Annotated in this window: 20 protein-coding genes and 3 pseudogenes; 9 read left to right on the plus strand and 14 right to left on the minus strand. The window is 57.0% G+C overall.

Annotated features, from left to right (window positions below):
- Window positions 1-64 precede the first annotated feature (64 nt).
- Window positions 65-694: pseudogene (locus tag C4J91_RS28165) on the plus strand (PAS domain-containing protein); the annotation flags it as partial.
- A gap of 159 nt (window positions 695-853) precedes the next feature.
- A pseudogene (locus tag C4J91_RS28170) lies at window positions 854-1,330 on the plus strand (methyl-accepting chemotaxis protein); the annotation flags it as partial.
- A 41-nt stretch (window positions 1,331-1,371) separates the two neighbouring features.
- On the opposite strand, the gene C4J91_RS14130 reads toward C4J91_RS28170, so the two are convergent.
- Window positions 1,372-2,847: a N,N-dimethylformamidase beta subunit family domain-containing protein gene (locus C4J91_RS14130; protein ID WP_124362900.1), complete on the minus strand. Its 1,476-nt coding sequence runs from the start codon at window positions 2,845-2,847 to the stop codon at window positions 1,372-1,374.
- A 336-nt stretch (window positions 2,848-3,183) separates the two neighbouring features.
- Here C4J91_RS14130 and C4J91_RS14135 point away from each other — a divergent pair, with 336 nt between their 5' ends.
- From C4J91_RS14135 to C4J91_RS14145, 3 genes are all read left to right on the plus strand, one after another.
- The gene (locus C4J91_RS14135; RefSeq protein ID WP_124362901.1) at window positions 3,184-3,969 is read left to right on the plus strand and encodes an IclR family transcriptional regulator; all 786 of its coding nucleotides are present in this window, start codon (window positions 3,184-3,186) and stop codon (window positions 3,967-3,969) included.
- A 45-nt stretch (window positions 3,970-4,014) separates the two neighbouring features.
- Window positions 4,015-4,824 (plus strand): helix-turn-helix transcriptional regulator, encoded by an 810-nt coding sequence (locus C4J91_RS14140; RefSeq protein WP_124362902.1) that lies wholly within the window; start codon window positions 4,015-4,017, stop codon window positions 4,822-4,824.
- Window positions 4,825-5,014: 190 nt separating this feature from the next.
- A complete protein-coding gene (locus tag C4J91_RS14145) occupies window positions 5,015-6,109 on the plus strand; it encodes an alkene reductase (RefSeq protein WP_124362903.1) in 1,095 nt (364 codons plus the stop codon).
- Window positions 6,110-6,212: 103 nt separating this feature from the next.
- Here C4J91_RS14145 and C4J91_RS14150 read toward each other — a convergent pair whose 3' ends face one another.
- The 4 genes from C4J91_RS14150 to C4J91_RS14165 form a co-directional block, all read right to left on the minus strand.
- A complete protein-coding gene (locus tag C4J91_RS14150) occupies window positions 6,213-7,658 on the minus strand; it encodes an amidase (protein ID WP_124362904.1) in 1,446 nt (481 codons plus the stop codon).
- 64 nt (window positions 7,659-7,722) lie between these two features.
- Window positions 7,723-9,066 carry an MFS transporter gene (locus C4J91_RS14155; protein WP_124362905.1) on the minus strand — a complete coding sequence of 448 codons (1,344 nt, stop codon included), beginning with the start codon at window positions 9,064-9,066 and terminating at the stop codon, window positions 7,723-7,725.
- 300 nt (window positions 9,067-9,366) lie between these two features.
- On the minus strand, window positions 9,367-10,584 hold the full coding sequence (locus tag C4J91_RS14160) for a fumarylacetoacetate hydrolase family protein (protein WP_124362906.1): 1,218 nt from the start codon (window positions 10,582-10,584) through the stop codon (window positions 9,367-9,369).
- Between the two features lie 27 nt (window positions 10,585-10,611).
- Window positions 10,612-12,396 (minus strand): IlvD/Edd family dehydratase, encoded by a 1,785-nt coding sequence (locus tag C4J91_RS14165; protein WP_124362907.1) that lies wholly within the window; start codon window positions 12,394-12,396, stop codon window positions 10,612-10,614.
- Between the two features lie 266 nt (window positions 12,397-12,662).
- Between C4J91_RS14165 and C4J91_RS14170 the strand changes: the two genes are divergently transcribed.
- From C4J91_RS14170 to C4J91_RS14180, 4 genes and pseudogenes are all read left to right on the plus strand, one after another.
- Complete coding sequence (locus tag C4J91_RS14170) at window positions 12,663-13,700, plus strand: LacI family DNA-binding transcriptional regulator (protein WP_124362908.1); 1,038 nt, start codon at window positions 12,663-12,665, stop codon at window positions 13,698-13,700.
- Window positions 13,701-13,880: 180 nt separating this feature from the next.
- Window positions 13,881-15,233, plus strand: coding sequence for an MFS transporter (locus C4J91_RS14175; RefSeq protein WP_124362909.1), 1,353 nt, complete (start codon window positions 13,881-13,883; stop codon window positions 15,231-15,233).
- Between the two features lie 40 nt (window positions 15,234-15,273).
- Window positions 15,274-15,420 (plus strand): hypothetical protein, encoded by a 147-nt coding sequence (locus tag C4J91_RS27570; RefSeq protein ID WP_164484541.1) that lies wholly within the window; start codon window positions 15,274-15,276, stop codon window positions 15,418-15,420.
- Between the two features lie 239 nt (window positions 15,421-15,659).
- Window positions 15,660-15,991: pseudogene (locus C4J91_RS14180) on the plus strand (O-methyltransferase); the annotation flags it as partial.
- Between the two features lie 55 nt (window positions 15,992-16,046).
- Here C4J91_RS14180 and C4J91_RS14185 read toward each other — a convergent pair.
- The 9 genes from C4J91_RS14185 to C4J91_RS14225 all read right to left on the minus strand — a co-directional run bounded on the left by C4J91_RS14185 (window position 16,047) and on the right by C4J91_RS14225 (window position 23,461).
- The gene (locus C4J91_RS14185) at window positions 16,047-16,652 is read right to left on the minus strand and encodes an aminodeoxychorismate/anthranilate synthase component II (RefSeq protein ID WP_124362910.1); all 606 of its coding nucleotides are present in this window, start codon (window positions 16,650-16,652) and stop codon (window positions 16,047-16,049) included.
- Window positions 16,633-18,156, minus strand: a complete 1,524-nt coding sequence (locus C4J91_RS14190) for an anthranilate synthase component I family protein (RefSeq protein ID WP_124362911.1) — start codon at window positions 18,154-18,156, stop codon at window positions 16,633-16,635. The genes C4J91_RS14185 and C4J91_RS14190 overlap by 20 nt, the downstream gene beginning before the upstream one ends.
- Window positions 18,157-18,221: 65 nt before the next feature.
- Entirely contained in the window at window positions 18,222-18,833 is a 612-nt protein-coding gene (locus C4J91_RS14195; RefSeq protein WP_124362912.1) for a glutathione S-transferase family protein, read from the minus strand.
- A gap of 100 nt (window positions 18,834-18,933) precedes the next feature.
- A complete protein-coding gene (locus C4J91_RS14200; RefSeq protein WP_124362913.1) occupies window positions 18,934-19,770 on the minus strand; it encodes a glutamate racemase in 837 nt (278 codons plus the stop codon).
- 41 nt (window positions 19,771-19,811) lie between these two features.
- A complete protein-coding gene (locus C4J91_RS14205; protein WP_124362914.1) occupies window positions 19,812-20,414 on the minus strand; it encodes a LysE family translocator in 603 nt (200 codons plus the stop codon).
- 91 nt (window positions 20,415-20,505) lie between these two features.
- A complete protein-coding gene (locus C4J91_RS14210) occupies window positions 20,506-21,219 on the minus strand; it encodes a glutamine amidotransferase (RefSeq protein WP_124362915.1) in 714 nt (237 codons plus the stop codon).
- A 48-nt stretch (window positions 21,220-21,267) separates the two neighbouring features.
- Entirely contained in the window at window positions 21,268-22,083 is an 816-nt protein-coding gene (locus C4J91_RS14215; protein ID WP_256681580.1) for an FAD-dependent monooxygenase, read from the minus strand.
- Entirely contained in the window at window positions 22,080-22,457 is a 378-nt protein-coding gene (locus C4J91_RS14220; RefSeq protein ID WP_124365156.1) for a c-type cytochrome, read from the minus strand. Before C4J91_RS14220 ends, C4J91_RS14215 begins: the two co-directional genes overlap by 4 nt.
- A 401-nt stretch (window positions 22,458-22,858) precedes the next feature.
- Complete coding sequence (locus C4J91_RS14225) at window positions 22,859-23,461, minus strand: hypothetical protein (RefSeq protein WP_256681581.1); 603 nt, start codon at window positions 23,459-23,461, stop codon at window positions 22,859-22,861.
- Between the last annotated feature and the right edge of the window lie 2 nt (window positions 23,462-23,463).

Consider the following 23,463-nt stretch of genomic DNA (forward strand, 5'->3'; position numbering starts at 1 on the left):
ACTGGAGGCCAGGAAGGCTGAAGTAGTGGGTTACAAGGGATTGTTCGAAGCACTGGGCCGCTCTATGGCGGTGGTCGAGTTCGATCTGGACGGCAAAGTGCTGCGAGCCAACGATAATTTTCTCGCCACCATGGGCTATAGCGCCGACCAATTGCTTGGTAAGTCGCATCGAGACTTCTGCCCCCCTGCGTTAACTCGCAGCGCGGATTACAGCCAGTTTTGGGCGCAATTGCGTGCCGGTACATTCGTGTCGGGGACTTTCCAGCGAATTAACGCGATGGGGCAGAATGTCTGGCTTGAAGCCAGTTACAACCCGGTGCTCGACGAGCGCGGCCAAGTGAACAGGATCGTCAAGTATGCATTGGACGTGACTGAAAAAGTCGCTCAAGAAGCGCTGGCGCAGGGCAAGCTGGCCGCGCTGGATCGCGCCATGGCTGTAATTGAGTTTGACCTCACGGGCAATATCCTCTCGGCCAACGACAACTTTCTACACACCATGGGCTACGGCCTGAACGAGCTCAAGGGTAAGCACCACCGGCTGTTTTGCGAGCCAAGCTTGGTCAATAGCAGCGAATACAGCGACTTCTGGCGTCGATTGAATGCCGGCGAGTTTTTCAGCGGTCAGTTCAAACGTATCGGCAAAAACGGACGGGTAGTCTGGCTGGAAGCGACCTATAACCCGGTGTATGACGCTGACGGCAAATTATCGAAGATCGTCAAGTTCGCCAGTGATATCACCGCGCGCATCGAGCGCTTTGAAGAGGACTCGCGCGGCGCTTCCCGGGCGTACCATATTTCCGCCGAGACCGAGAAAGTCGCCGAACAGGGCGCCCAAGTCATCCAGGAAACAGCCAGAGAGATGCGCCAGATAGCCGAAAACATTGGCGCGTCGGCGCGGCTGGTCGGTCAGTTAGGTGACCGTTCCGAACAGATCACGGCCATCGTCAATACTATTCGTGGTATCGCTGATCAGACCAACCTGCTGGCCCTCAACGCCGCCATTGAAGCCGCTCGAGCGGGCGATCAGGGCCGAGGCTTTGCGGTAGTGGCCGACGAAGTCCGGCAACTGGCAGGGCGCACCAGCCGCTCGACTGCGGAAATTGCCGAAATGATCGGCAAGATCCTTTCCGAAACCCGTGATGCCGTCGCCAGCATGAACGCTACTCAAGAGGGTGCGCAACGCGGCGTAGGCCTGGCCGATCAGGCTGGCTCGGTGATATTGCAGATTCGCAGCGGCACCAGCGACGCCGTCGCGGCGGTGAGCATGTTCGCCTCCAAACTCGACGAGTCGGAAGTGATTCCCAAAACTGCGGTCGGTTGGGTCGGGTAAGAGGTTAGAGCAGGTGTGCGCTTAAATTGTAGGGGTACGGATCAGGCCCATTCATGCGGGCGCAAAAAACGGTTAAGGACATTTTTAGTTATCATCACAGTGTAGAGATCATCCACTATGAGGCCGTGCACCCATTCACAGGTAGCAGCCGTAAAAACCTGTCCTTTTCCTTTATTGAAATGAACAATCATACCGGTACCGCGACTGTGCTGACGGACGCTTTCCTCGGAAAGCTGAGGCGCCAATAAAGATGCACGGTACTGGGCGTCGCGGTCGTCAAGCATGAACGAATAGGCATCTTCACCACGGCCATTTTCGGCAGAAGTAGCCCAGCCCATTGCCAAGATTTTCAGCCCTTGAGGAGCACCATCAGTGCCCAGTGGTTCAGGCAGGCCTTCAACAAAGCTGTAGTCGAGCCCGTCCACTTCATAACCGAAAATGCTCGCCTCATCGCCAAACATATCCGCATAAGAAAGGCCCGTTCCTGCAAAACACCAATGTTCAGGCCTGAACACTTGGTATCCACGGGGACTGCGCCGAGCCATGCCTCCAAAGCTTGCATAGATGCCTCGAAGTCCATTTACACCAAACGTGCTGGCGCCCGGAGAGTTCACCATAGGGTCTTCCCATGCGCTGGTCAGCCGCGCCGGATCGGTGCGAGCGAAGGGGTCAAGCGTGCGAGCATCGTATTTGTACGCGACTTGCCGCTTATGGTCATCTTCCAGCCGGATCTGCCACATGAAGTTGCCGGCGAAGCGGGCGACGTTTCCGCCGCGTTCGACAAAGGCATCCACGTGGTCGCGCATTTCCCGGGTCCAGTACTCGTCGTGCCCGACAAAAACAGCGCAAGCATAGCCCTCAAGGGCGTCGGGCTCTCGATGCAGATCTTCCTGGGTAATGATGTCGACCGAGTAGCCTTGCTCTTCTGCCCAGATCACGAACGGACGCTCGTAGGAGGCCCATCCGGCGAGTGCATAGTATTTACTGAAACCATGCAGCGAAGCCCATTCGATGAATTCGTAGCGTGCAGGCCCCGGTTTATGCGGGCGTCTGGCGTTAATCGAACGCGGTGCATCCGCTGGCAGCCAGACTTGTCCACGCGCCCAGGGACGCTGAGTTGACAGTAGGGGTGAGCGCCCTCGCGTCGTGTCCGGATGTATGCCGAAATAGTGGTTCGCGCCGCCCCAGTCGTTGTACGCCGTCCAGGTAGAAGTTGCGGCTACCAGTACTAAAGAGTCTGAGTGCTTTTGAATCGCCTTCACGAAAAACAGATGGTGCCCGAGGACGACACCTGCCGCATTCACAACTTCGACTACATAGGCGCCCGCCTGGGTGCCTCCGGCAATTGTCCATTGCGATAAGACCGGCCAGTTGCATCCACGCTCATAAGCCCGGTCGGGCAGGGGATGGAAGCGAGTATTGAGGAGGGTTGTTTCGTGCACAGTCCGCGCTACAGCGCCATCGCGGTAGATCCTCAGGGCGACTTGATCGGTGTTTGAGGAGACGTGTAACAGCACTGTGTCTCCTGGCAGATAAGAGTGGCGATCGCAGTAGCACCAAGCCGCTGCAGGCCCGTTCTCTGTCGGGACTTCTACCCAGGTTTCGCGAGCGCCCTGGCGCGATGCTGAAGTCTGACTGACAGTGATGTCGGTGCCGGCTTGCTTGACAGATGTCGGGAGCGTCTTTATCGCTGTCATGGTATTTACTCGCGAACTGCAATGAGTGATCGAATGGCTGTGCCCATACCGTTAGATGAATTTAAGCTCGGGTGTTGCGCTTATGTCAACTAATGATATATTGAGTCACCAGATGATACGATATTGAGCAGTTTCGCATTTATATGGAGCAATTTCATGGTAGATACAGCAGCCAACCCCCTGTCCAAAGTGCGCGCGGTGGAGCGCGCGATGACGATCCTGCGCGCGTTTGGGCCTAACGCGCTGCGTCTGTCGCTGGCAGAGCTGACTCGACTCACGGAGTTGGACAAGGCAACCACGCGTCGCCTGTTACACACCCTTGCAGGCGGCGACTTCATCGAGTTCGACGATGCCACCAAGACCTACGCCCTTGGCCCGGGTGTGCTGCTTCTCATGCCGGGCGTGCAATATGGCAACGACCTGCGCGCCATTGCGGCTCCAGCCCTCACGCGTCTGTCAGAAAAAACAGGCGCGACCGCTTTTCTCTGGACTTACTTCGATGGTTCGGCCCTATGTCTGGACAGAGTGAACTCGCCTGATTTGCACATCCACACGCGCTGGTCCGGCATTGGTACTCGGGTTTCGTTGAACCATAGCGGCGGTCCCAGGGTGCTACTTGCTTACCTTTCAGCCGAGGAGCGCGCGAAAGTCCTGAGCGGTCCGCTGGAGCGTCCGACCGAGCTCTCAACGGTTGATCCGGTCGCGCTGGAATCAGCGGCGGCAGACATCAGGCAGCGGGGATGGGAGTTTGCGGTTAATGACTTTACGCTTGGTATGTCAGGGCTTGGGGCGCCCATCTTGGATCACAAGGGAGACTTGGTTGCCAGCGTCAGCATTGCGACCCTGACCCCGCAGTTTGCGATGAGCAATGGTCAACCGGAACATCTTCCTCTAGTCCTGAAGGCCGCAGCCGAGATCGCTGCGAGCCTGCGGCGAGATTGATCTTCCTGCAATGAAATTCCGGATCGAAATCCAGGCGGATACCGCATGTCGAACAGATCATCCAATGAGCAACGCCGCGAGCTTGGGATCTTCCTGTCCAGCCGCCGGGCGCGTCTGACCCCGGCTGACTTCGGCCTGCCGCCAGGGCCCCGGAGGACCCCAGGGCTTCGTAGAGAAGAGGTGGCATTGCTCGCCGGGGTCAGTGTCAGCTGGTACACATGGCTTGAACAGGGACGCGATATCAAGCCCTCGACCGCAGCACTGCAACGGCTGTCGAGAGTGTTCAATCTCGACAACGTGGAGTCTGCGCATTTACTGGCTTTGGGAGCACGCACAGCGCGCCCGGTCTCGCTGAGCGGCGAGGTAAGCACCGGTCTGAAATTGCTGGTTCGCGAGATGGATCCGATACCGGCTTATGTTCGCAACACACGGTTGGACATCCTCGCCTGGAATGACGCCATCGCTCAATTGTTTGTCGATTATGGATCGCTGCAACCTGACGAGCGCAATACGTTGCGCCTTTTATTCCTCTATCAGCCTTACCGCACGCTGATCCTGGACTGGGAGAACATGGCGCGAGGCATGATCTCGACCTTCCGTGCAGCCCGTGCTCAGGCCGATGACAAGGCGCCTTTCGATAGTCTGGTGAATGAACTCAATGCCCTGAGCCCCGAGTTCCGCGACTGGTGGCCGGATACGGATGTGAAGGGGTTCGATGAAGGCTGTAAACGCCTCTTGCATCCCAAGGCAGGGCATATCGAGTTTACGTACATAGCGCTGACCCCGCATGGCCGCCCGGATCTTTCGCTGGTGACTTATATCCCGCGGCCCGTTGACTGTGAGTCTCGGTCATAGGTTCACAAGGCACCTTCTTGGGGCCGCATGTGTTGCATAAGCTCTACGGCTTGGGCAGAGCGCTCCGCAACGGGCAAGACGATCGGCTCGGCCGGCGTACGGACATTAACAATGTGCCGCGACCGAAAGCTGAAAGAGTCGGACCGCCGGATCCTGCCTTTATCAACCCAGCCTGGAAAGAGCACATCCTATGTATACACCCGATAAAAGCCCGGTTTTTCAACCTGTCACCTTAGCTGGTCTACACCTGAAAAACCGTATTGTCATGGCCCCGATGACACGCAGCAGATCTGACGATGATGGGGTCCCTGCGCACTACGCTGCCGACTATTATTCGCAGCGCGCCGGGGCCGGCCTGATCATCACCGAAGCGACGAATATTTCCGCTCAGGCCCGTGGTTATCCACGAACACCGGGTATCTGGTGCGACACGCAAGTGGCCGCCTGGAAACGCATCACCGATGCAGTGCATCGCCAGGATGGGAAGATTTTCCTGCAACTGTGGCACACCGGTCGCATGTCGCATCCCGATATGCAGGGTGGCGAACTTCCGGTGGCACCTTCGGCCGTGAAGCCGGCTGGCCAGATCCGGGTACACGATGGAATGAAGGATTTTGTCACCCCGCGGGCCTTGATGGCCGACGAGATAGGACTGATCGTGGAGGACTATCGTCGCGCCGCAGTGAATGCGAAAATAGCAGGCTTTGACGGTGTCGAGGTGCATTGTGCGAACAATTACTTGCTGGAGCAATTCATCCGTGACAGTACCAACCAACGCACTGACCAATATGGGGGCACGCTTGATAATCGCTTGAAGTTTCCTCTGGAGGTCATCAACGCGGTGATCGGGGTATGGGGAGCGGATCGCGTCGGTGTCCGAATTTCTCCTATTACCACGACGCCGGGTGACACCCCGCTTGATAGCGACACGATGAACACGTACGGCACTTTTCTGGACGAGTTATCCACTCTGGGATTGCTTTACGTCCACGACATTGAAGGCATCACGCAAATGAGTCGCGAGGAGTCTGGTGGGGTGAGCTTTGAACAGTTGCGCAAGCGTTTTCAGGGCGCCTACATAGCCAACAATCAGTACACGCTGGCCTTGGCCGAACGAGCCTTGTCCCAGGGCAATACCGACCTGGTCAGTCTGGGGCGGCCGTTCATCGCCAATCCCGACCTCGTCGACAGACTCCGCGCCGGCGCGCCACTGGCAGAAGCTCCCAAGGAGTATTGGTATGGCGGTGACGCTACCGGGTATTCGGATTGGCCTGGCATGCGATAGGCCATCAACGCTCGAGGATCGCGCCAGCGATCCTCGTCCGGCGATCAATCAGCAGATTCGCCCGTGCGTGGAGGCAATGCCCAGGCGGACCTGATCCCGGACTTCATGCAGAGGCTTGCGCTCGCAAAGGCCAGACGGCGCCACGAGACAGAAAGCGCTCGGTAAACATCTCTTCATAAGATAATGCGGCAATCAGAACGTTCTCATCGGCCCCCCGTGCACCAATGAACTGCAGTCCGACTGGCAAGCCCATACGTGTGCGGCCGCAGGGGGCGGAGCAGGCGGGTTGCTGGCTGAGGTTAATGGGAAAGGTGAATGAGGCCCACTCGATCCAACTCGTATAGCCGAGGGCGACGGGGACATCGGCTCCCGCTTCAAACGGCGCGATGGCGACCGTCGGCGATACCACAAGGTCATATTGGGCTAGAAGCGCATCCATCTTCGCGCCATAGTGTGCCCTTGCCACTTGCGATCTTGCATGGTCCACCGCACTGAGTTCCCGCCCAAGCGCAGCCGCCGCAAGGAGGCCGGGGTCACATTGGGCCTGCGCGTTTTCGTCGATCCCGGCGATTCGCGCCGCGGCCCCCACATACCAATGACTTTTGAACATCTCTGGCAAGGCGTCCTGGTCCGGAAGGCGAATCGGTTCTACGACTGCACCCGCCTGGGCCAGCGCATTGATTGTGGAACGTACGATTGCGGCGACTTCATGATCCACAGGCCCGACGCAGGGCATTTCCCAATACCCGATCTTCACGCCCTTCCAGTCGAATGGGCGGGCACGGATGCCTGAAAAGGCCGTCGGTGGTTGGCTCCAGTCGCGCAAGCTGCGGCCGCTGAGGATGTCGAGCATGACTATCACGTCGCCGACGGTTCTGGCCATTGGCGCAACGTGGGCCAGGGTTCCAAACGTACTGGCGGGGTGCGACGGTACGCGGCCAAACGTGGGCTTGTGTCCAACCACGCCGCAAAAAGAGGCGGGAATGCGGATTGATCCTCCACCATCGGTGCCGAGATGGAGCACGCCCGCTCCCGTTGCCGCTGCAATCGCGGCGCCTCCTGAAGAACCGCCCGCGGTCTTGGATGGATTCCAGGGGTTGCGTGAAATGCCGTTGCGCGGGCTGTCCGTCACTCCCTTCCATCCAAACTCAGGCGTGGTCGTCAAGCCTAGAATGACCGCGCCAGCAGCTCGCAACCGTTGAACTGAAGGCGCATCCGCCATGGCGGACGAACGGCCAGCAGAAAGACTGCCATAGCGAACATCCAGGCCTTCGCACGCGATGAGGTCTTTGACCGTGATCGGTATCCCATCGATGGCAGACAGTTGCTGCCCACGACCCCAGCGTACTTGCGCTGCTTTCGCCGCCGTCAGTGCACCGTCGTGATCAATGACCGTAAATGCGTTAAGCGTAGAATTGATGCTTTCAGCTCGCGCCAGGCACGCCGCTGTGACCTCGACCGGGGATACGTCTGCGCTGGCAAACGCGGCACAGAGATCGCTCGCTGACGCCTCGCACAGCTCAGACAGGGGTTGCGAGAAATTTCTCATAGGTCTTCAACTATTCCAGCCAAAAGCGCCACGCCGTGAGCGAAGCGCAGTGCGGGTTTCAGGTTTAACGGGCTGCGTCGCGGTGGGTATTCGCTGCGGGCAGGGAGGGCGTTGCGAGGTTTGCCGATACGTTACTGGCATCAATTTCGCTGAGGTCGACGCCGGCCGTTTCGCGGATCAGAAATCCTGCGGCAACCGCAACAAGTCCCAGGCTCATGACGTAGTAGCTATAGACATGTTCCAAGCCAATGCCCGCCAGGTAAGTATTGAGGTAAGGGGCGGTACCACCGAACACGGCAACCGAGACCGACGAGACGAAACCTACGCCCTGGGCGCGTGCCTGGGTTGGTACTTGTTCCGACAACACCGCTGGGAAAATCGAGGCAATCAGTGACCACGCGCCGAGACCGATCACCTGCGCCCAAAACAGCGTATGGGGTTCGGTAGTGACCATGATGGAGATCGGATACGTCAACAACACCACCAGAATGCCCCACGCGACAATCACCGGTTTGCGGCCGATCCGGTCCGATAACATTCCGCAGATCGGTAACCAGATCGCACAAAGAATCATGGCAAACAGACTGGCGCGATAGGCGCCCACGGGGTCCATGCCCCGAGTGATGGCAGTCGCCGGGGCGAAAGTTACCCAGGTGTAATAGGTCAGATTGGCTGAGCAGTTGAGCATCACCAGATTACGTGCAATACGGAAAAGTTCGCCCCGTGACAATTTTCGACTGACTTGGGATTTCTCTTCCTGCGCTGTAAAGACGTGCGACTCCTCAACATTGCGACGCATGAAAAGTACATAGATACCGAGCACTCCGCCGATCCCGAAACCGATACGCCAGCCATAATCATTCATCGCGTCTGGGCCGAGCATTGACGTTAACGCAGCCGCAACGATCGTCGCGGCGATGACGCCAACAATGACACCCAGATAAATCGAACTGGACCATAGACCGCGATGCTCTTTGGGAGCTATTTCAGCGACATAGGTGTACGACACCCCTGTCTCGCCGCCGTGGGCAATCCCTTGCAACAGCCGAAAGAACATCAGTGCAATTGAAGCGAGCAAACCGATATCGCCGTAACTTGGAATCAGGGCGATGCCAATGCTGCTCAGTGCCAGAAGCGACATGGTGATCAGCATGATCTTCTGTCGCCCCAGTCGGTCTGCCAGTCGGCCGAATATCAGCCCACCCACCGGCCGCGCAAAAAAACCGACTGCAAACACCGCAAGCGTCGAAAGCATGGCAGAGCGCGCATCGGTTTTATCAAAAAGATTTCGGGCCAGATACACCGAAAACGTCGCATAGAGCGTCCAGTCGAACCATTCAAGCGCATTGCCAAGCCCTACAGCGCGTAAGGATCTGATGCGCCCGCGATAGGGATTCAAATCAACCATGCCTGTTCTCCAAAATTGTTTTTATCAGGAACGGCGACCAGGCTCGTCTGGTCGCCAGTTCATTAGAGGAGTAAATGCTTGTGGTGTCAATGCATGATTCATCGTGTCATTAGATGATACGATCAAGCTTTAGAAGCCCATTTCTGGTAGTTACGCCGGGGACGCGGAGTGGGTATAAATATCGGGATACGAGCTCACCCTATTGGGTGATCTCGATGACTGCGCAGCTGTGGGACCATCCTGGTAGTTATTTGACCGAGTCTTCGCCATGGACGACGACCGGCTTTCTTCTGCGCAATCTTAGCGTGGCTTGACTGCGGCAGAAACCAAGCCACGGTCGTTCAAGTTGTCGAGCAGGGCGCGATAACCCATCTGCCATGCGGGAGCGCGGTCACTGGTGGTGACCCGGTTGACCAGTGTGCCGAACTTGGCGCTGCTGATGGCTACCAGATCACCCTCTTTATGGGTAAAGCCTGCGCCGGGCAGGTCGCGGTCCTGCTTGGGCGCAAACAGGGTGCCGAGAAACAGCACAAAGCCGTCCGGGTACTGATGATTCTCGTTAAGTGTTTGAGCAACCAGGTCCAACGGGTCGCGGCTGATCTGGTTCATGGAACTGCTGCCGTCCATGACGAAACCATCCTCGCCGACCACACGCAGTGCGACTTCTGCCGAGCGCACGTCTTCAATGCTGAAGGATTCATCGAACAGCCGGATAAAAGGCCCCAGCGCGGTCGACGCATTGTTGTCCTTGGCTTTGGACAGCAACAACGCGCTGCGTCCTTCGAAATCGCGAAGGTTGACGTCATTGCCCAGCGTAGCACCCTGGACCTTGCCGCGACTGGAAACCGCCAAAACCACTTCAGGCTCGGGGTTGTTCCAACCGGATTTGGGGTGGATGCCCACGTGTGATCCGTAACCCACCGCTGACAAAGGCTGGGCCTTGGTGAATATCTCCGCATCCGGGCCAATCCCCACTTCGAGATACTGCGACCACATGCCTTGGCTGATCAGCACTTCCTTGAGCGCGGCGGCCTGGGAAGAGCCCGGTACGATTTCTCCGAGGTCAGCACCGATGCTCTCAACTAGTGTTGCGCGAATGCTGTCGGCCTTGGCCGGATCGCCCTTGGCCTGCTCTTCGACCACTCGCTCAAGCATGCTGGTGGCGAAGGTAACGCCGGCCGCTTTCACAGCTTGCAAGTCGATCGGAGCCAACAGCCAAGGCCGTGTTTCGTCGCGAATGGATGCATCACTGTTGGTCAGTAATGCGTCAAAGCTGATCAATGGCTCCTCCAGCGATAAGCTGCGCAAGTAGGTCACGGGATCATCCAGCTCAAGCAGCGCCGAAACGGTCGCCACCCGAGCACTGATGTCATAGACCTGCGCGTCTCTGAGCAACACGACGGCGGGCCCTGCAGCGACACCGGGCACCCAGGCGCGGCTGATCCAGGTGCCTTGCGCCAGGTCCTGAGCCGGTACGTTCAACGCCGACAATGTCGTTACAGCGGATGGTTGGGACATGGGCATTACCTTCTGTAAAAGGACAAATCAATGGGAATGGCGTGGATCGCCGCTGCGTGCGATGACACGCAGGTGCAGGGTCGCAGGCTCCAGGCAGCCACCGGTCGAGAGCTGGCCAACCTGCTGTCGGTAGATTTCCTGCCACGGCGTCTGCGAGGCTGGGATGGATGGCTTGAACGCCGCTTGTCGGCGTGCTATTTCGCTTTCATCCACCAGCAGGTCGACCCGGCGCGCATTGAGGTCGACGCGCAGACGGTCATTGGTTTGCAGCAAACCTATGCCGCCGCCCACGGCGGCTTCAGGCGACATGTTGAGAATCGAGGGGCTGGCCGAAGTCCCGCTCTGACGTCCATCACCCAGGCAGGGTAGGGAGTCGACGCCGCGTTTGATCAGCGCTGCGGGCGGCGCCATGTTGACCACTTCGGCGCTGCCCGGATAACCCACGGTGCCGCAGCCCCGGATGACCAGAATGCAGCGTTCGTCGATGTCCAGCGCAGGGTCGTTGATTCGGGCTTGATAGTCCTCCGGGCCTTCGAAAACGATGGCGCGGGCTTCGAAACTGTCCTCTGCACCAGGCTCGGACAGGTAGGTTTTACGAAATGCTTCTCCCACCACCGACATCTTCATGATGGCGCTGTCGAAAAAGTTGCCGCTCAACACGATAAACCCGGCGCGTTGGATCAAGGGGTCTTCATACGCATGGATCACATCCGTATCGCTGGCGGCGCTGTTGCTGACGATCTCGCCAATGGTCCTGCCCGACACCGTGGCGCACGCTTCATGCAACCGGCCGGCATTCTTCAGTTCATGCATTACCGCAGGCACACCGCCGGCGCGGTGGAAGCCTTCGCCGAGGTATCTGCCGGCCGGCATGCAATTGACCAGCAAAGGCACGTCTTCGCCGACGCGTTGCCAGTCTTCCAGGCTTAAGTCGATGCCGGTGTGCCGCGCGATAGCGATGAGGTGCGGCGGGCAATTGGTCGAGGCACCCAGTGCCGACGCCACGGCGATGGCGTTCTCGAAGGCGTCGCGGGTCATGATGTGCGAAGGCCGGATATCCTGACGCACCATGTCGACAATGCGCTTGCCCGTGGCATAGGCCATCTGACCGCGCTCACGATAGGCCGCCGGAATACTCGCGCAACCCGGCAGCGACATGCCCAGCGCTTCGGCCAGCGCATTCATCGACAGCGCAGTGCCCATGGTGTTGCAATGACCGATCGAGGGGGAGGCCGCGGTGGTCATCTCCATGAAGCCTTCGTAGTCGATTTCACCGCTGGCCAGCAGGTTGCGCGCATGCCACAGCACGGTGCCGGAGCCAATCAACTGGCCCTTGTGGTGCCCGTCGAGCATGGGGCCGCCCGACAATACGATCGCGGGGATATCCACCGTCGCCGCCGCCATGAGGCAGGCCGGCGTGGTCTTGTCGCAGCCCGTAGTCAGCACCACGCCATCCAGCGGGTAGCCGTGCAGAATCTCGACCAGGCCGAGGTAAGCCAGGTTGCGATCCAGTGCCGCAGTGGGACGCCGGGTTTGTTCGGCCATCGGGTGCACGGGGAACTCCATCGGAATCCCCCCGGCATCGCGAATGCCCGCCTTGGTGCGCTGCGACAGTTCGAGGTGGTGGCGGTTGCACGGCGCAAGATCGCTACCGGTCTGGGCGATACCGATGATGGGGCGGCCCGATTGCAACTCCTCGCGCGTCATACCGTAATTCATGAAGCGTTCAACGTAGAGCGCGGTCATGTCGGCATGACTGGGATCGTCAAACCATTGTTGACTTCGCAGAGGCTGAGGAGTGTTTTCAGGCATGGTTTTATCTCTTGTTGTAAGCAAATCGATAGAAGTGAACACCCGCAGGGCGGTGAAGAAGTCAGCATCGCCACGTGTTCGAATGCCTTGATGTTACCGGTAACATCGTTTTTGTAAAGGCCCAATCGATACTCGAGCGGGCGCTTTCCTCAGGGTGTAACGAGCAGAGGTAGGCCAGTGGGTGCCTATGTATAATCAGCGCCCATCCGTGTTAGTGGCGTTGATTCCCAGGGTCCGCCGGTCATTTTCAGGAAAACAGGACGTTCATGAGTTACGAGGATTCAGGCAAAACCAACCCGCCGCCGCGTATGGCCGATGTCGCCAGGCTGGCCGGTGTTTCGAAGATGACGGTTTCCCGGGTCCTGGCCGGTCGCGATGTGTCGGAGCGCACGCAGAAGCTCGTCCATGAAGCGATTGAAACACTCGGCTATTTGCCTGATGCCTCTGCAGGGACGCTGGCCACCGGGCGCTCCGAATTCATCGTGGCGTTGGTGCCTTCCTTGGCCAGCTCCAACTTTGCCGACACCGTGCGCGGCCTGAATGACGCCGTCAGCGAACACGGCCTGTGCCTGCTGCTGGGGGACACGGATTACCACTTGGAGCAAGAGGCCTTGCTGGTGCGTACGCTGCTGCGGCATCGGCCGGTGGGGGTGATGTTGACGGGCAGCGCGCATCTGGACGAAACCCGCAGGCTGCTGCGCCAGGCGCAAGTGCCGGTTGTCGAGACATGGGACACTCCAGACGATCCTATCGAGCAATCGGTCGGGTTCAGCAACGTCGCCGCGGCGGCGGCACTTTACGAGCATCTGTACCAGCAAGGTTATCGGCGCATAGGCTACATCGGCGGGGCGTCGGTACTCGACCACCGTGGGCAGCAACGTCAGCAAGGCTACCTTCAGGCCGTCGCGGCGTCGGGGGCAGGGGAGCCGAGGGTGATGGAGTATGGCGAGTCGCCCATCACCATGAGCCATGGCGGGGAGTCGGTGAAGCGGCTGCTGGAAAAGTGGCCCGACACCGAGGCGGTGATGTGCGTCAGTGACCTGTCGGCGTTCGGAGCGATCATGGAGTGCCATCGACAAGGACGCCGCGTGCCCGAGGACATCGCGGTCGCAGGGTTCGGTGATTTCGAAGTCTCACGCTACTGCACGCCGTCCATCACCACCGTCTCGGTCGATCCTTATCGAATCGGCCGGCGCGCCGGTGAATTGCTGGTGGCCAGCGCGGCTGCGCAACGCCTTGGGCGGCCCCGCCCGCAGGTGTCCGATGTCGTCGAATTCAAAATCATAGCACGCGAAAGCAGCTGAATTTTTTAATCGGGCCCGCTTGCGCTGCCTCGAAATTAATGGCTAAACTGGAAATGTTACCGGTAACAGTCCACTTGCAGATTCCTTTTCCTGTCGATTGACTCAAATCAGCCCAGGGAACTCTAGGTCGCAAGCCAAAATAAAAACAATCGGCATGACGACATGCCTTGAGGTCTACAGATGGAATCAGTTTCTCAGCGTTCTCTCGAAAGAGAGGGCTCGGCGGCGCTTACCTCCGAGGACCGCACTTACCGCAAAGTCATCCTGCGTATCCTGCCAATCCTGCTGTTTTGCTACATGGCGGCGTACCTGGACAGGGTGAATATCGGCTTTGCCAAGCTGGACATGCTTAACGATCTGCAATTCAGCAACACCGTCTACGCACTGGGCGCGAGCATTTTCTTCTGGGGTTATTTCCTCTTCGAAGTCCCCAGCAATCTATTGCTGCATCGCTTTGGCGCGCGCCTCTGGATCGCCCGCATCATGATCAGTTGGGGCATTGTCTCCATGGCGGTGGCGTTCACAGTACCGCTGGCCAGGTTCTTTCACATCGAATCGGAAACCATGTTTTACGTGCTGCGCTTTCTGCTGGGGATATGCGAAGCCGGCTTTTTTCCAGGGGTGATTCTCTACCTCAACTACTGGTTTCCGACGCACCGGCAGAGCCGGGTGATGGCGGGCTTCCTGATGGCCATGCCGATCAGCCTGACGTTGGGCGGGGTTTTGTCCGGCTGGTTGATGGGGGCGATGCAGGGTGTCCACGGCATGGCCGGCTGGCAGTGGATGCTCATTATCGAAGGCATTCCATCGCTGATCATGGCCGTTGTCGTGGTGACGTTGCTGGTCGATAAGATCGACAACGCCAAGTGGCTGACGAGCGCCGAAAAGAACATGCTCAAAAACAACCTCGATCGGGAAAACACCACCAAGGCGTCGAGCCTTCGGGATGTGATCTTCAATGGTCGAGTGTGGTTGTTGGTGTTGATCCTGCTGACGTTCAACACCGGCTTTTACGGGCTGGCATTTTGGATGCCGACGATCATCAAGTCCACGGGGGTGTCCAATACCCTGCACATCGGTTTGCTGACGGCGATCCCGTACTCCATTGCCATTGTGGCCATGACCCTGAATGCCTGGCACTCCAACAAAACCGGCGAACGCCGACTGCATGCGGCCATTCCAGCGTTCATCGGTGGGGTAGGGCTGATTTTCAGCGCGGTCTTTGCCCATAACCTGCCAGTGTCGATTTTCTTCCTCAGCATCTCCGCATCAGGGTTACTGAGCCTGATGCCGATTTTCTGGACTTTGCCGGGTACGGTTTTATCGGGTGTGGCAGCTGCGGCCGGCATCGGCATGATCAACGCGATCGGCAATCTCTCCGGGTCCACCGGGTCCATGATCACGGCCATGGCGGAAACGCTGACAGGCGACATAAACAACGGCACCTATGTGTTAGGTGGCTGCCTGCTCATCAGCTGTGTGCTGATCCTGTTGATTCCCAAATCGATGCTTTCCAAACGCATCGAGAGCTGATTGACGGTCGATTGCGCATCGCCATTCGGACGGCAGCACGGTGCACCTGCATTGGTGGGACAACGCTGAGGATCGAGGCTCGGCGGTGATGGAGATCTTTCGCCTTGAAGGTGACCACATCGTCAAGCACTGGGACGTGATGCAGCCCATCCTTGCCGACCCGACCAACGCCAACACGATGTTCTGATCCTGAACGGCAGCATAGATTTTTACTTCTCTGAAATTTCGATTTTCACTTCCGGGAACCGTGGAGGGTTGATTGGAATATGCCTGTCTTGATCCAGGATTTAACAAGTGGGCGATGTCAGATGTTCATAAGACGCTCCCCAGCGCACTGCACTTGGCTCAATAGCTCAAAACGAATGCGATTGTTCATCGAGTTATGTTCATGGACGAGATTTTCCGCTCGTCTGGTCGATCCGAACTAGCGAATTCGAACCGTGAAGATTGAACTGGCGCGGCATCACTTTGTAGAAGGTGGCGTCAGTGACCTGATTGAAATTCGCGAAGGCGATGCACTTGACAGCCTTGCCAGCAACCTGCCGCGGACGGTCGATCTGTTGCTGCTCGATGGCGCCAAGGCGTTGTATGGCGACGTATTGAGTCTGGTTGAAAAACACCTGCGCCCCGGTGCACTGGTGATCGCCGACAACACTGACTATTGCCCGGAATACCTGGCTCACGTGCGCTCGCCGCAGAACGGTTATCTCAGCGTGCCGTTCGGCGATGACATCGAAGTATCGATGCGTCTGGGCTGAGTCATCACCTCGCCGGGCCTCGGGCGGCGACCCGGCGTCGCCTCAGCGCGAACGATCAGATCGCTGCCCTGGCGGGGCGGACAGCCTCAACCAGTTGAAGGTAGTTGCCCAGCATCGCCAGGCCTTGCTGGGTCATCACTGACTCGGGATGAAACTGCACGCCATAGATCGGAAATTCCCGGTGCCTCAGCGCCATGATCTCTCCCGGGTTGCCGTCGTCATCCAGCGCATGTGCCGTTGCGATCAACGGGTCGGGCAGGGTGCCTGCCACCAACGAGTGATACCGGGCGACTTGCAATCCGTCGGGCAGGCCGTTGAACAAGTCGCGACTGTCGTGACGGATACGCGACACTTTCCCATGCAGGACCTGGCGGGCCCTGCGCACCTCACCGCCAAAAGCGGCGGTTATACACTGATGACCCAGGCAGATGCCCAGGATCGGCAAGCGGCCCGCAAAGTGCTGGATGGCTGCAAGAGAAATGCCCGCTTCGGCCGGAGAGCAAGGCCCGGGCGAGATAATCAGCGATTGCGGGGCCAGGTCTTCGATTTCTGCCAGGGTGATTTCATCGTTACGACGCACTTCAATATCAGCCCCGAGCATTCCCAGGTATTGCACGACGTTGTAGGTGAAAGAGTCGTAATTATCGATCATTAAATGCATACGCCACCTCCTGGTGTTGTGCGAGTGCTTCACACCGCCCGGCTGCAACCCGGATCAACTGACTTTTCTCCATGGTTTCCTGCCACTCGCGTTCGGCGACCGAGTCCTGCACCACGCCGGCACCAGCCTGAACATAGAGGCGAGCGTCGTGCAGCAGGGCGGTTCGGATCGCAATCGCCAGGTCGGCCCGGCCGTTCCAGTCCAGGTACCCGATGGCCCCGCCATAGACTCCGCGAGAATGCGGTTCCAGTTCGGCAATGATCTCAAGCGCCCGCACTTTCGACGCCCCGCTCAGGGTGCCAGCCGGGAAAATGCTTTTGAGCAGCTCCAGGCCACTGACATGGTCAGGTATCTGGCCGGTCACCGTCGAAACGATGTGCATGACATGGGAAAACAGTTCCACATTCAGCAATTGGGTCACGTGCACGCTGCCCACGCTGGCCAAGCGGCCGAGGTCATTACGCGACAGATCGACGAGCATCATGTGCTCGGCAATTTCCTTCGGATCAGCGAGCAACTCCTCCTTCAGGCGATGGTCTTCGGCCACCGCATTGCCCCGGCGACGCGTGCCTGCCATGGGCCGGGTCGTGACCGTTTGCGCTTCCTGTCGAAACAACATTTCGGGTGATGCGCCGACCACCTGGCAGTCGCTAAGGTTGAGCAGGTAGCGGTAGGGCGTGTCACATAAGTCATACAGGGAGCGATAAAACGCGACGGCGTCTTCCTCGAAAGGAAGGCTCATGCGTTGGGATAAAACGACCTGCATCACATCGCCTGCAGCGATGTAGTCCTTGATACGTGCCACGGCCTCAACGAACGCCGGCTGCGGGAAGGCCGACTGAGCGCCAAGCGGAGTCACTTCAGTCAATTGCACGCAAGGCGCGGGCGCAACGAGCAGTGGACGCAAATGCGCAACCATCCGGTTCAGCCGATCCAGCCCGTGCTGATAATCACCCAGCGCCTTCGGGCATTCATGCACGATGCAAAAGGCCAGACGCTTGTGATGGTCCAGCACGATCAGGTCGGTGCTGATCAATTGCAGTACGTCAGGGAGATCAAAACCTGAGGGTTTGCGCGGGACTCGACGCAGACGAGGCTCGATCAGGCGAGTCGTTTCGAAACCGAAATAGCCGAAGAATCCTCCGCTGAATGGCGGAAGACCTGGGCAGGACGGGATACGAAAGTCCTTTTGTACCCGAGCCAGTTCTGCCAGCGGATCGCCGCATTCAGTCCTGATGGACAGTTCGCCGTCGCGATAAAGGCGCAGGCCCCCTTCATCAAGCTCGATACGCTGACTGCAAGGCAGGCCGATCACCGAGTACGTCTGCTCGAACACACCTTCCTGGTAATGCCCGGTTTCAAACAGGTAGTCCTGCCCGCAGTTGGCTAGTACCTCGTACAGTGAAATGGCTTCGACTCCGGGCGGCAACAGCAAGCTCTGCCAAATCGGGACATGGGAATAACCCGCTTCGCCGTAGGCAAAAAAGTCTTCCAGACTCAACATACTCGTGTCTCCTGTGAATCACGCCGCAACCGATCGCCCCTGACGAGGAGGGGCAGGGGATGAACTTACTTCAGGGGGGTATCGACAAACGCCGGCAGTTGTTCGACGCGATCAGCGTAAGTGGCAAGCGCCGTGTAGCTTTCGACATTCACCAGGCTGGAAACCCTGAACTGCGTGAAACGCCAGGCGGCGGCCACAGTGACATCGGCCTGCGATATCTGCTCGGTGGCGAGCCACAGACTGGCGCAGCCGGCAGCCTCTTCCAGAAGTAGCAGCGCGGCATGCAATTGCTCGGTCACGCGAGTCATCCAGGGTTCGTAGTGATACTCGACTGGCTTGTTGTGCTCGTATTCAAGTTGCACAGCCTTTTCGCAGACTGCGAGGCCAAGTCCAATCAGCGAAAGCACTTTTTTATGCTGACCCGGATCCTTCGGCATCAAACTACGGCCTGGTTCGACCATGGATTCCAGATAATCAATGATCATTGAGGAATCCATGATCGTTTCGCCGTTATCGCAAATCAGTGTGGGGGCTTTGACAACCGGATTGATGGTTCGGAATTCATCCGCGTTGCGAAACACCGAGATCTGTTTGTGTTCGTGCCCCAGACCCATCAAACGCATTGAAATCGCCACGCGCCGAACATAGGGTGAACCCATCATGCCAACCAGTTTCATCGTTTTCTCCAAGGTGCCAATCGTCCGTTTATCTAACTTTCACTCGGTGTGTTGCCGGTAAAAAGAGTGCGACCTACACGTGCACAAGTGACGGGAGTCGCTATGTATCCATTTTCGAAAACGAGACTGCTGATTTGTAAAATAACGAGGCTCGTTCTGAAACCGTTTCGATATCGCCGGTGGTAAAGAATCTGTTGTTCCCTGTTCTTTTGGTAGAAAGATGAGGGTTTCTCCTGAGGTGCTCAATCAGACCCCGGGCGCAAGTATCGGGTTGGGAAACAATTCGCGTTGAAGCCGGCAGTTCCGCCCGCCATAGATGCTCAACGATCGGATAGTGTGTGCATCCCAGTACGCAGACATCCGGTTTTTTCGAAGTGGCGCTTAGAAGTGCATCTACGTGTTTACGGATCTCCGCACGCAGAACTTCCTCGCAAGCGTCCTGTTCAATGAGTAACGCAAGACCATGACAGATCTGTTGATAAACTTTTATATGGGGCCGTCTGCTATTGATTTCGACGCCAAAGGCATTGGATTGCACCGTGTGTTGAGTTGCGAAAACAGCGACGCTCTCCACACAGGGATCATCTATGACATCGAACGCCTGGCTTACCGGTGTGCCTGCGATCTCTTCGGCGACAGGGACAATGACGCCAATCACTTGCCGATTCGGATACCTCTCTGGGAGCCAGGTTTCCCGCAGTTTGCGCAGGCTGGTGGCCACTGCCGTATTACAAGCGATGACGACCAGTGTGCAGCCGTGCTTGAACAGCCGGGCCACAGCGGCTTGCGTCAGATCAAAGATATGCTCGGATGAATTATTGCCATAGGGCGCATTGCCGTGATCACCCAGATAGACAAACTCTTCATTGGGTAGCGCGGATTCAAACGCGCGCATCACTGTTAACCCACCGCTACCGAAGTCAAATACGCCAATCAATTTACACCTCACTGAAATGCTTGTGATACCAAGCCGTTGGCCTAAATTGTTGTCGCAATGGCAGTCGCGACACCGATATACAGAACGCCCGTCACAACACTCATCTGGCGCTTGGTCCGAAAGACTTTTGCCGCATGCCGAGCCATCAGCATGTACATGGCGTACACCGATGTGGAAATGAAGATTGCCGTCGTCACCAGTGCAATGCACTGCGGGAGGTATGGCAGCGCCTTGTTGATGAACGTCGGGAATAAAATGACATTGGTCAGAATGCCTTTGGGATTTGTGAATGAAACAATTACGGCGCCGGTGAACATTTGCAAAGGCGTGCGCTTGCTGGAAGTTGCAACCAATACTTGAGAATGGGAACGCAATGACTTCAGCGCAAGATAGAGCAGGTAGGCAACGCCGATCCATTTGAGCCAGAACAAAATGCCAGGGTGCTCGCTGACCAGTATCCCGAGCCCCGAAAGAACAATAACGGCGTGCCCACCGCTTGCCAGTCCGAAACCAATGGCGCCCGGAAAAGATTCCTTGAAGCCATGATCAAGTGCCTGCGCCATGGAAAAAGCAACGTTCGGGCCTGGAAGAATCGCGGCCGAAAGGAAGACGATGCAAAACAAAATCCAAAGTTGAAAGTCCATGTTGCGCTATCCCTACACACGTGCCGAATTCAAATGATTTCGTACTGGATGAAGTTGTTATTAGAGTCCTGATGCCCGATCACTCAATGATTCAGGCAGGCGATCCTATCCATTCTGGAAGAAACGCCTTGATCCAGGTTTCAACTGCCGAGTCATGTCGGTGCCAACCGGCAAGATGTTCACTGGCAGGCCTTGCACCCGGCGCTTTGAGTCGTTCGGTACCACGCGTGACCCAGCCGTCGATCGTCTCGTAGGTCACTTCGGGGTGAAATTGCAACGCGTAGGCGTTGGTTCCGTATCGGTAGGCTTGCACTGGGAAAGTCGAGCCTTCGGCGAGTTGCGTTGCGCCGTTGGGCAAATCGAAACCTTCGCTATGCCATTGATAGACATGGTCCGGAAAGGGTGTGCTTGCCTCAGCGGTTATCTCGTGAGCAGCCGCGAGCGGCGTGATCGGATAATAGCCGGCCTCGATGGCGCCGTTGTCGAGCTGGTACACCCGGGAGCCCAAGTGTCGGGTCAGCATTTGCCCGCCCAGACACAGACCCAGTATCGGTTTCCCTTCTTTCAACGGTCTGGCAAGCCAGTCGATTTCTTCACGAACATACGCGTCATTGTCATTGGCGCTCATCGGGCCGCCGAAAATGATCACGCCTTCATGTTCCGACATGTTCTTCGGAAGTGGATCACCAAATCTCGGCTTGCGGATATCAAGTTCGAACCCCGATTGGTGCAGCAGGTGGCCGACACGGCCAGGCGTCGAGTGTTCCTGATGCAGAACAATCAGGACCTTGCGTATTTGATCCATTGCACAACTCCATTCATTCAGATGATCAGGCTGGATCCGGGTTTCGGTTCAGAGTGACCCCGTAAATGGAGGATTGCCGACCCACAGTTCTGCGAAGTTCTGTGCCGCCGGGCCCGAACCGAGAATGCGATCAAGCTCGGCCGTCTGAAGTCGCCGATGGAAATCAGCGTTGTCGTCGTAGCGATGCAGCAGCATGGCCATGAAGTGGGAAAACTGAACATCTCTCCACACTTGCTTCAACGCGATGTCGGAATAAGACAGCAGCAGGTCATCCTTGTCGTGGGCGTAAAACCGTTCAAAGGCCTGAGCAAGGATGTTCGCGTCGGAGACGGCGAGGTTAAGCCCCTTGGCGGCAGACGGCGGCACGATGTGGGCGGCATCCCCCGCAAGAAAGAGCCGTCCTTTTTGCATCTTCTCCGCAACAAAGCTTCTGAGTTGCACGAGGCTTTTTTCGATGATGGCGCCGCCGTTGACTTTCTCCGGCCTACCTTCGATGCGCGACTGCAGAAGATCCCAGATTTGCGAACCCGACCAATCATTCGGATCTTCGTTCTGAGCACACTGCAGATAAATTCGGGAAACACTGCGGGAGCGCATGGTGAACAACGCCAGCCCGGTTTCGTGAGGGGCGAAGATGACGTCCTCTGAAATGGGCGACATTTCGGCGAGGATCGCCAGCCAGGCAAAAGGGTAGGTGTGCGAGTGACAGGTCAGCGCGTTAGCAATATGAGGACGGCAAATACCATGGAAACCATCGCAGCCGACAACAAAGTCGCATTCCAGCGTCTGTTGTGTGCCGTCTTGAATGAAGGAAACGGAAGGGGTGCTTCCATCGGTGCCGTGAACCTGAACATCGACAATCATCGTTTCTTTGTAATGACGTCACTCATGTATTGATGCAAGTCACGCAGATCATTCACGCTCCAGGCATGTGGCGGTATCTTCACGCCATTCTCTCGCAACGTTTTTGGAATCAGGCTTCCACTGGGGCGAAGTATTATTGAGGACACAATCACGCCCGGATAATCATTGAGACGCTTCTTGAACGCAGCCGTTGTAAGGTCTGGCGTTGGTGGATTGCTTTTATTGGCCAGCGGCCCTGTTCCCTTGATGTCGGGGCCGTGACACACGGCGCATCGCTGTACAAAAAGGGCTTTTCCGTTGGCGTTGTCGGCAAAGGAAAGTGATGTCTGAAGCAGCGATAAAAATCCTAGTAAACCGATAAGTGATCTTTTCATTTTTCTGTGGCCTTGTTGATCCATCAAGTCGCAAGCGACACCGCCATGCACCGCGCTATCTCTGTGGCCAGAAGTCGCAAATGTACCGATGTTGATTCATGAGGCCGATAAAATTCGTCGCGCGCTTCAGAAAAAGAAACGAGCGGCGCGTCGTTACGCATATGTTTGAACGTCATGCCGTAAAGGCTTTATTTGATTTGAGTACTCGTCAACCGACGAGGGACGACTTCATGCCGAGGACGTAATAACGCCAATCATTGATGCGGCATCGAACAGAGGCTGAAAGTGTACGAAGTGCCCGGGAGGGAAAGGCAAGCGAAAGAGAAGATGGATTTATAACAGTGATATGAAACATGCCAATCCCTTGAGCGTTATTGTGATTATTACAATGAGTACTATCCTCACTCATGGGCGTTACGATCACATTTGTTTCTGGATATGTCAATATCAAAAATCAAATTGACAATATTGCTTTCAACGCTTCCCTGACTAGGGCGTTCGAACCCGCAGTTGACGTTGCCAGTCACGGACAGCGATACGTCCAACGAGTCTCCAGTCTGATCGAAGCCATTGATTCCTCTATCCATTGCCCAACAATAAAGCCTTCGAAATCCTACCAGTACTGTCCTCGTTTTTTTGATCTCTTCGAGAGCAGTGATTAGTTGATGTGTAGCCCAAGGAAGTCCGGCCGCGAGATTTGTACCAGGTAAAAATCGAAGGGTATCCGCGAACATTGCCGCAGTTCGAGGTGCATATTTCTCAAGTGCATAAGCCATAAAGCCTTTGCCTATTTCGATTAGCTCTGAATTCAACTGGATCGCAGTCCAATCGATTTTCATTGCTAGTCCACCGTCATACCAGGTCCACACCTTCAGTTGAGTATCGACATATCGTGGTTGGTCATTAGTGCGAGTTCGAATCGCAACGTAAGCGGGGCCCTTGAACACATAAGCTGGCAAAGAGGAGGGTGGTGACGCGTGTTCTTGATCGGCTGATTTGGTCACGG

Origin of the sequence: Pseudomonas sp. R3-52-08, from assembly GCF_003851745.1 — a bacterium.
Taxonomy (GTDB): Bacteria; Pseudomonadota; Gammaproteobacteria; order Pseudomonadales; family Pseudomonadaceae; genus Aquipseudomonas.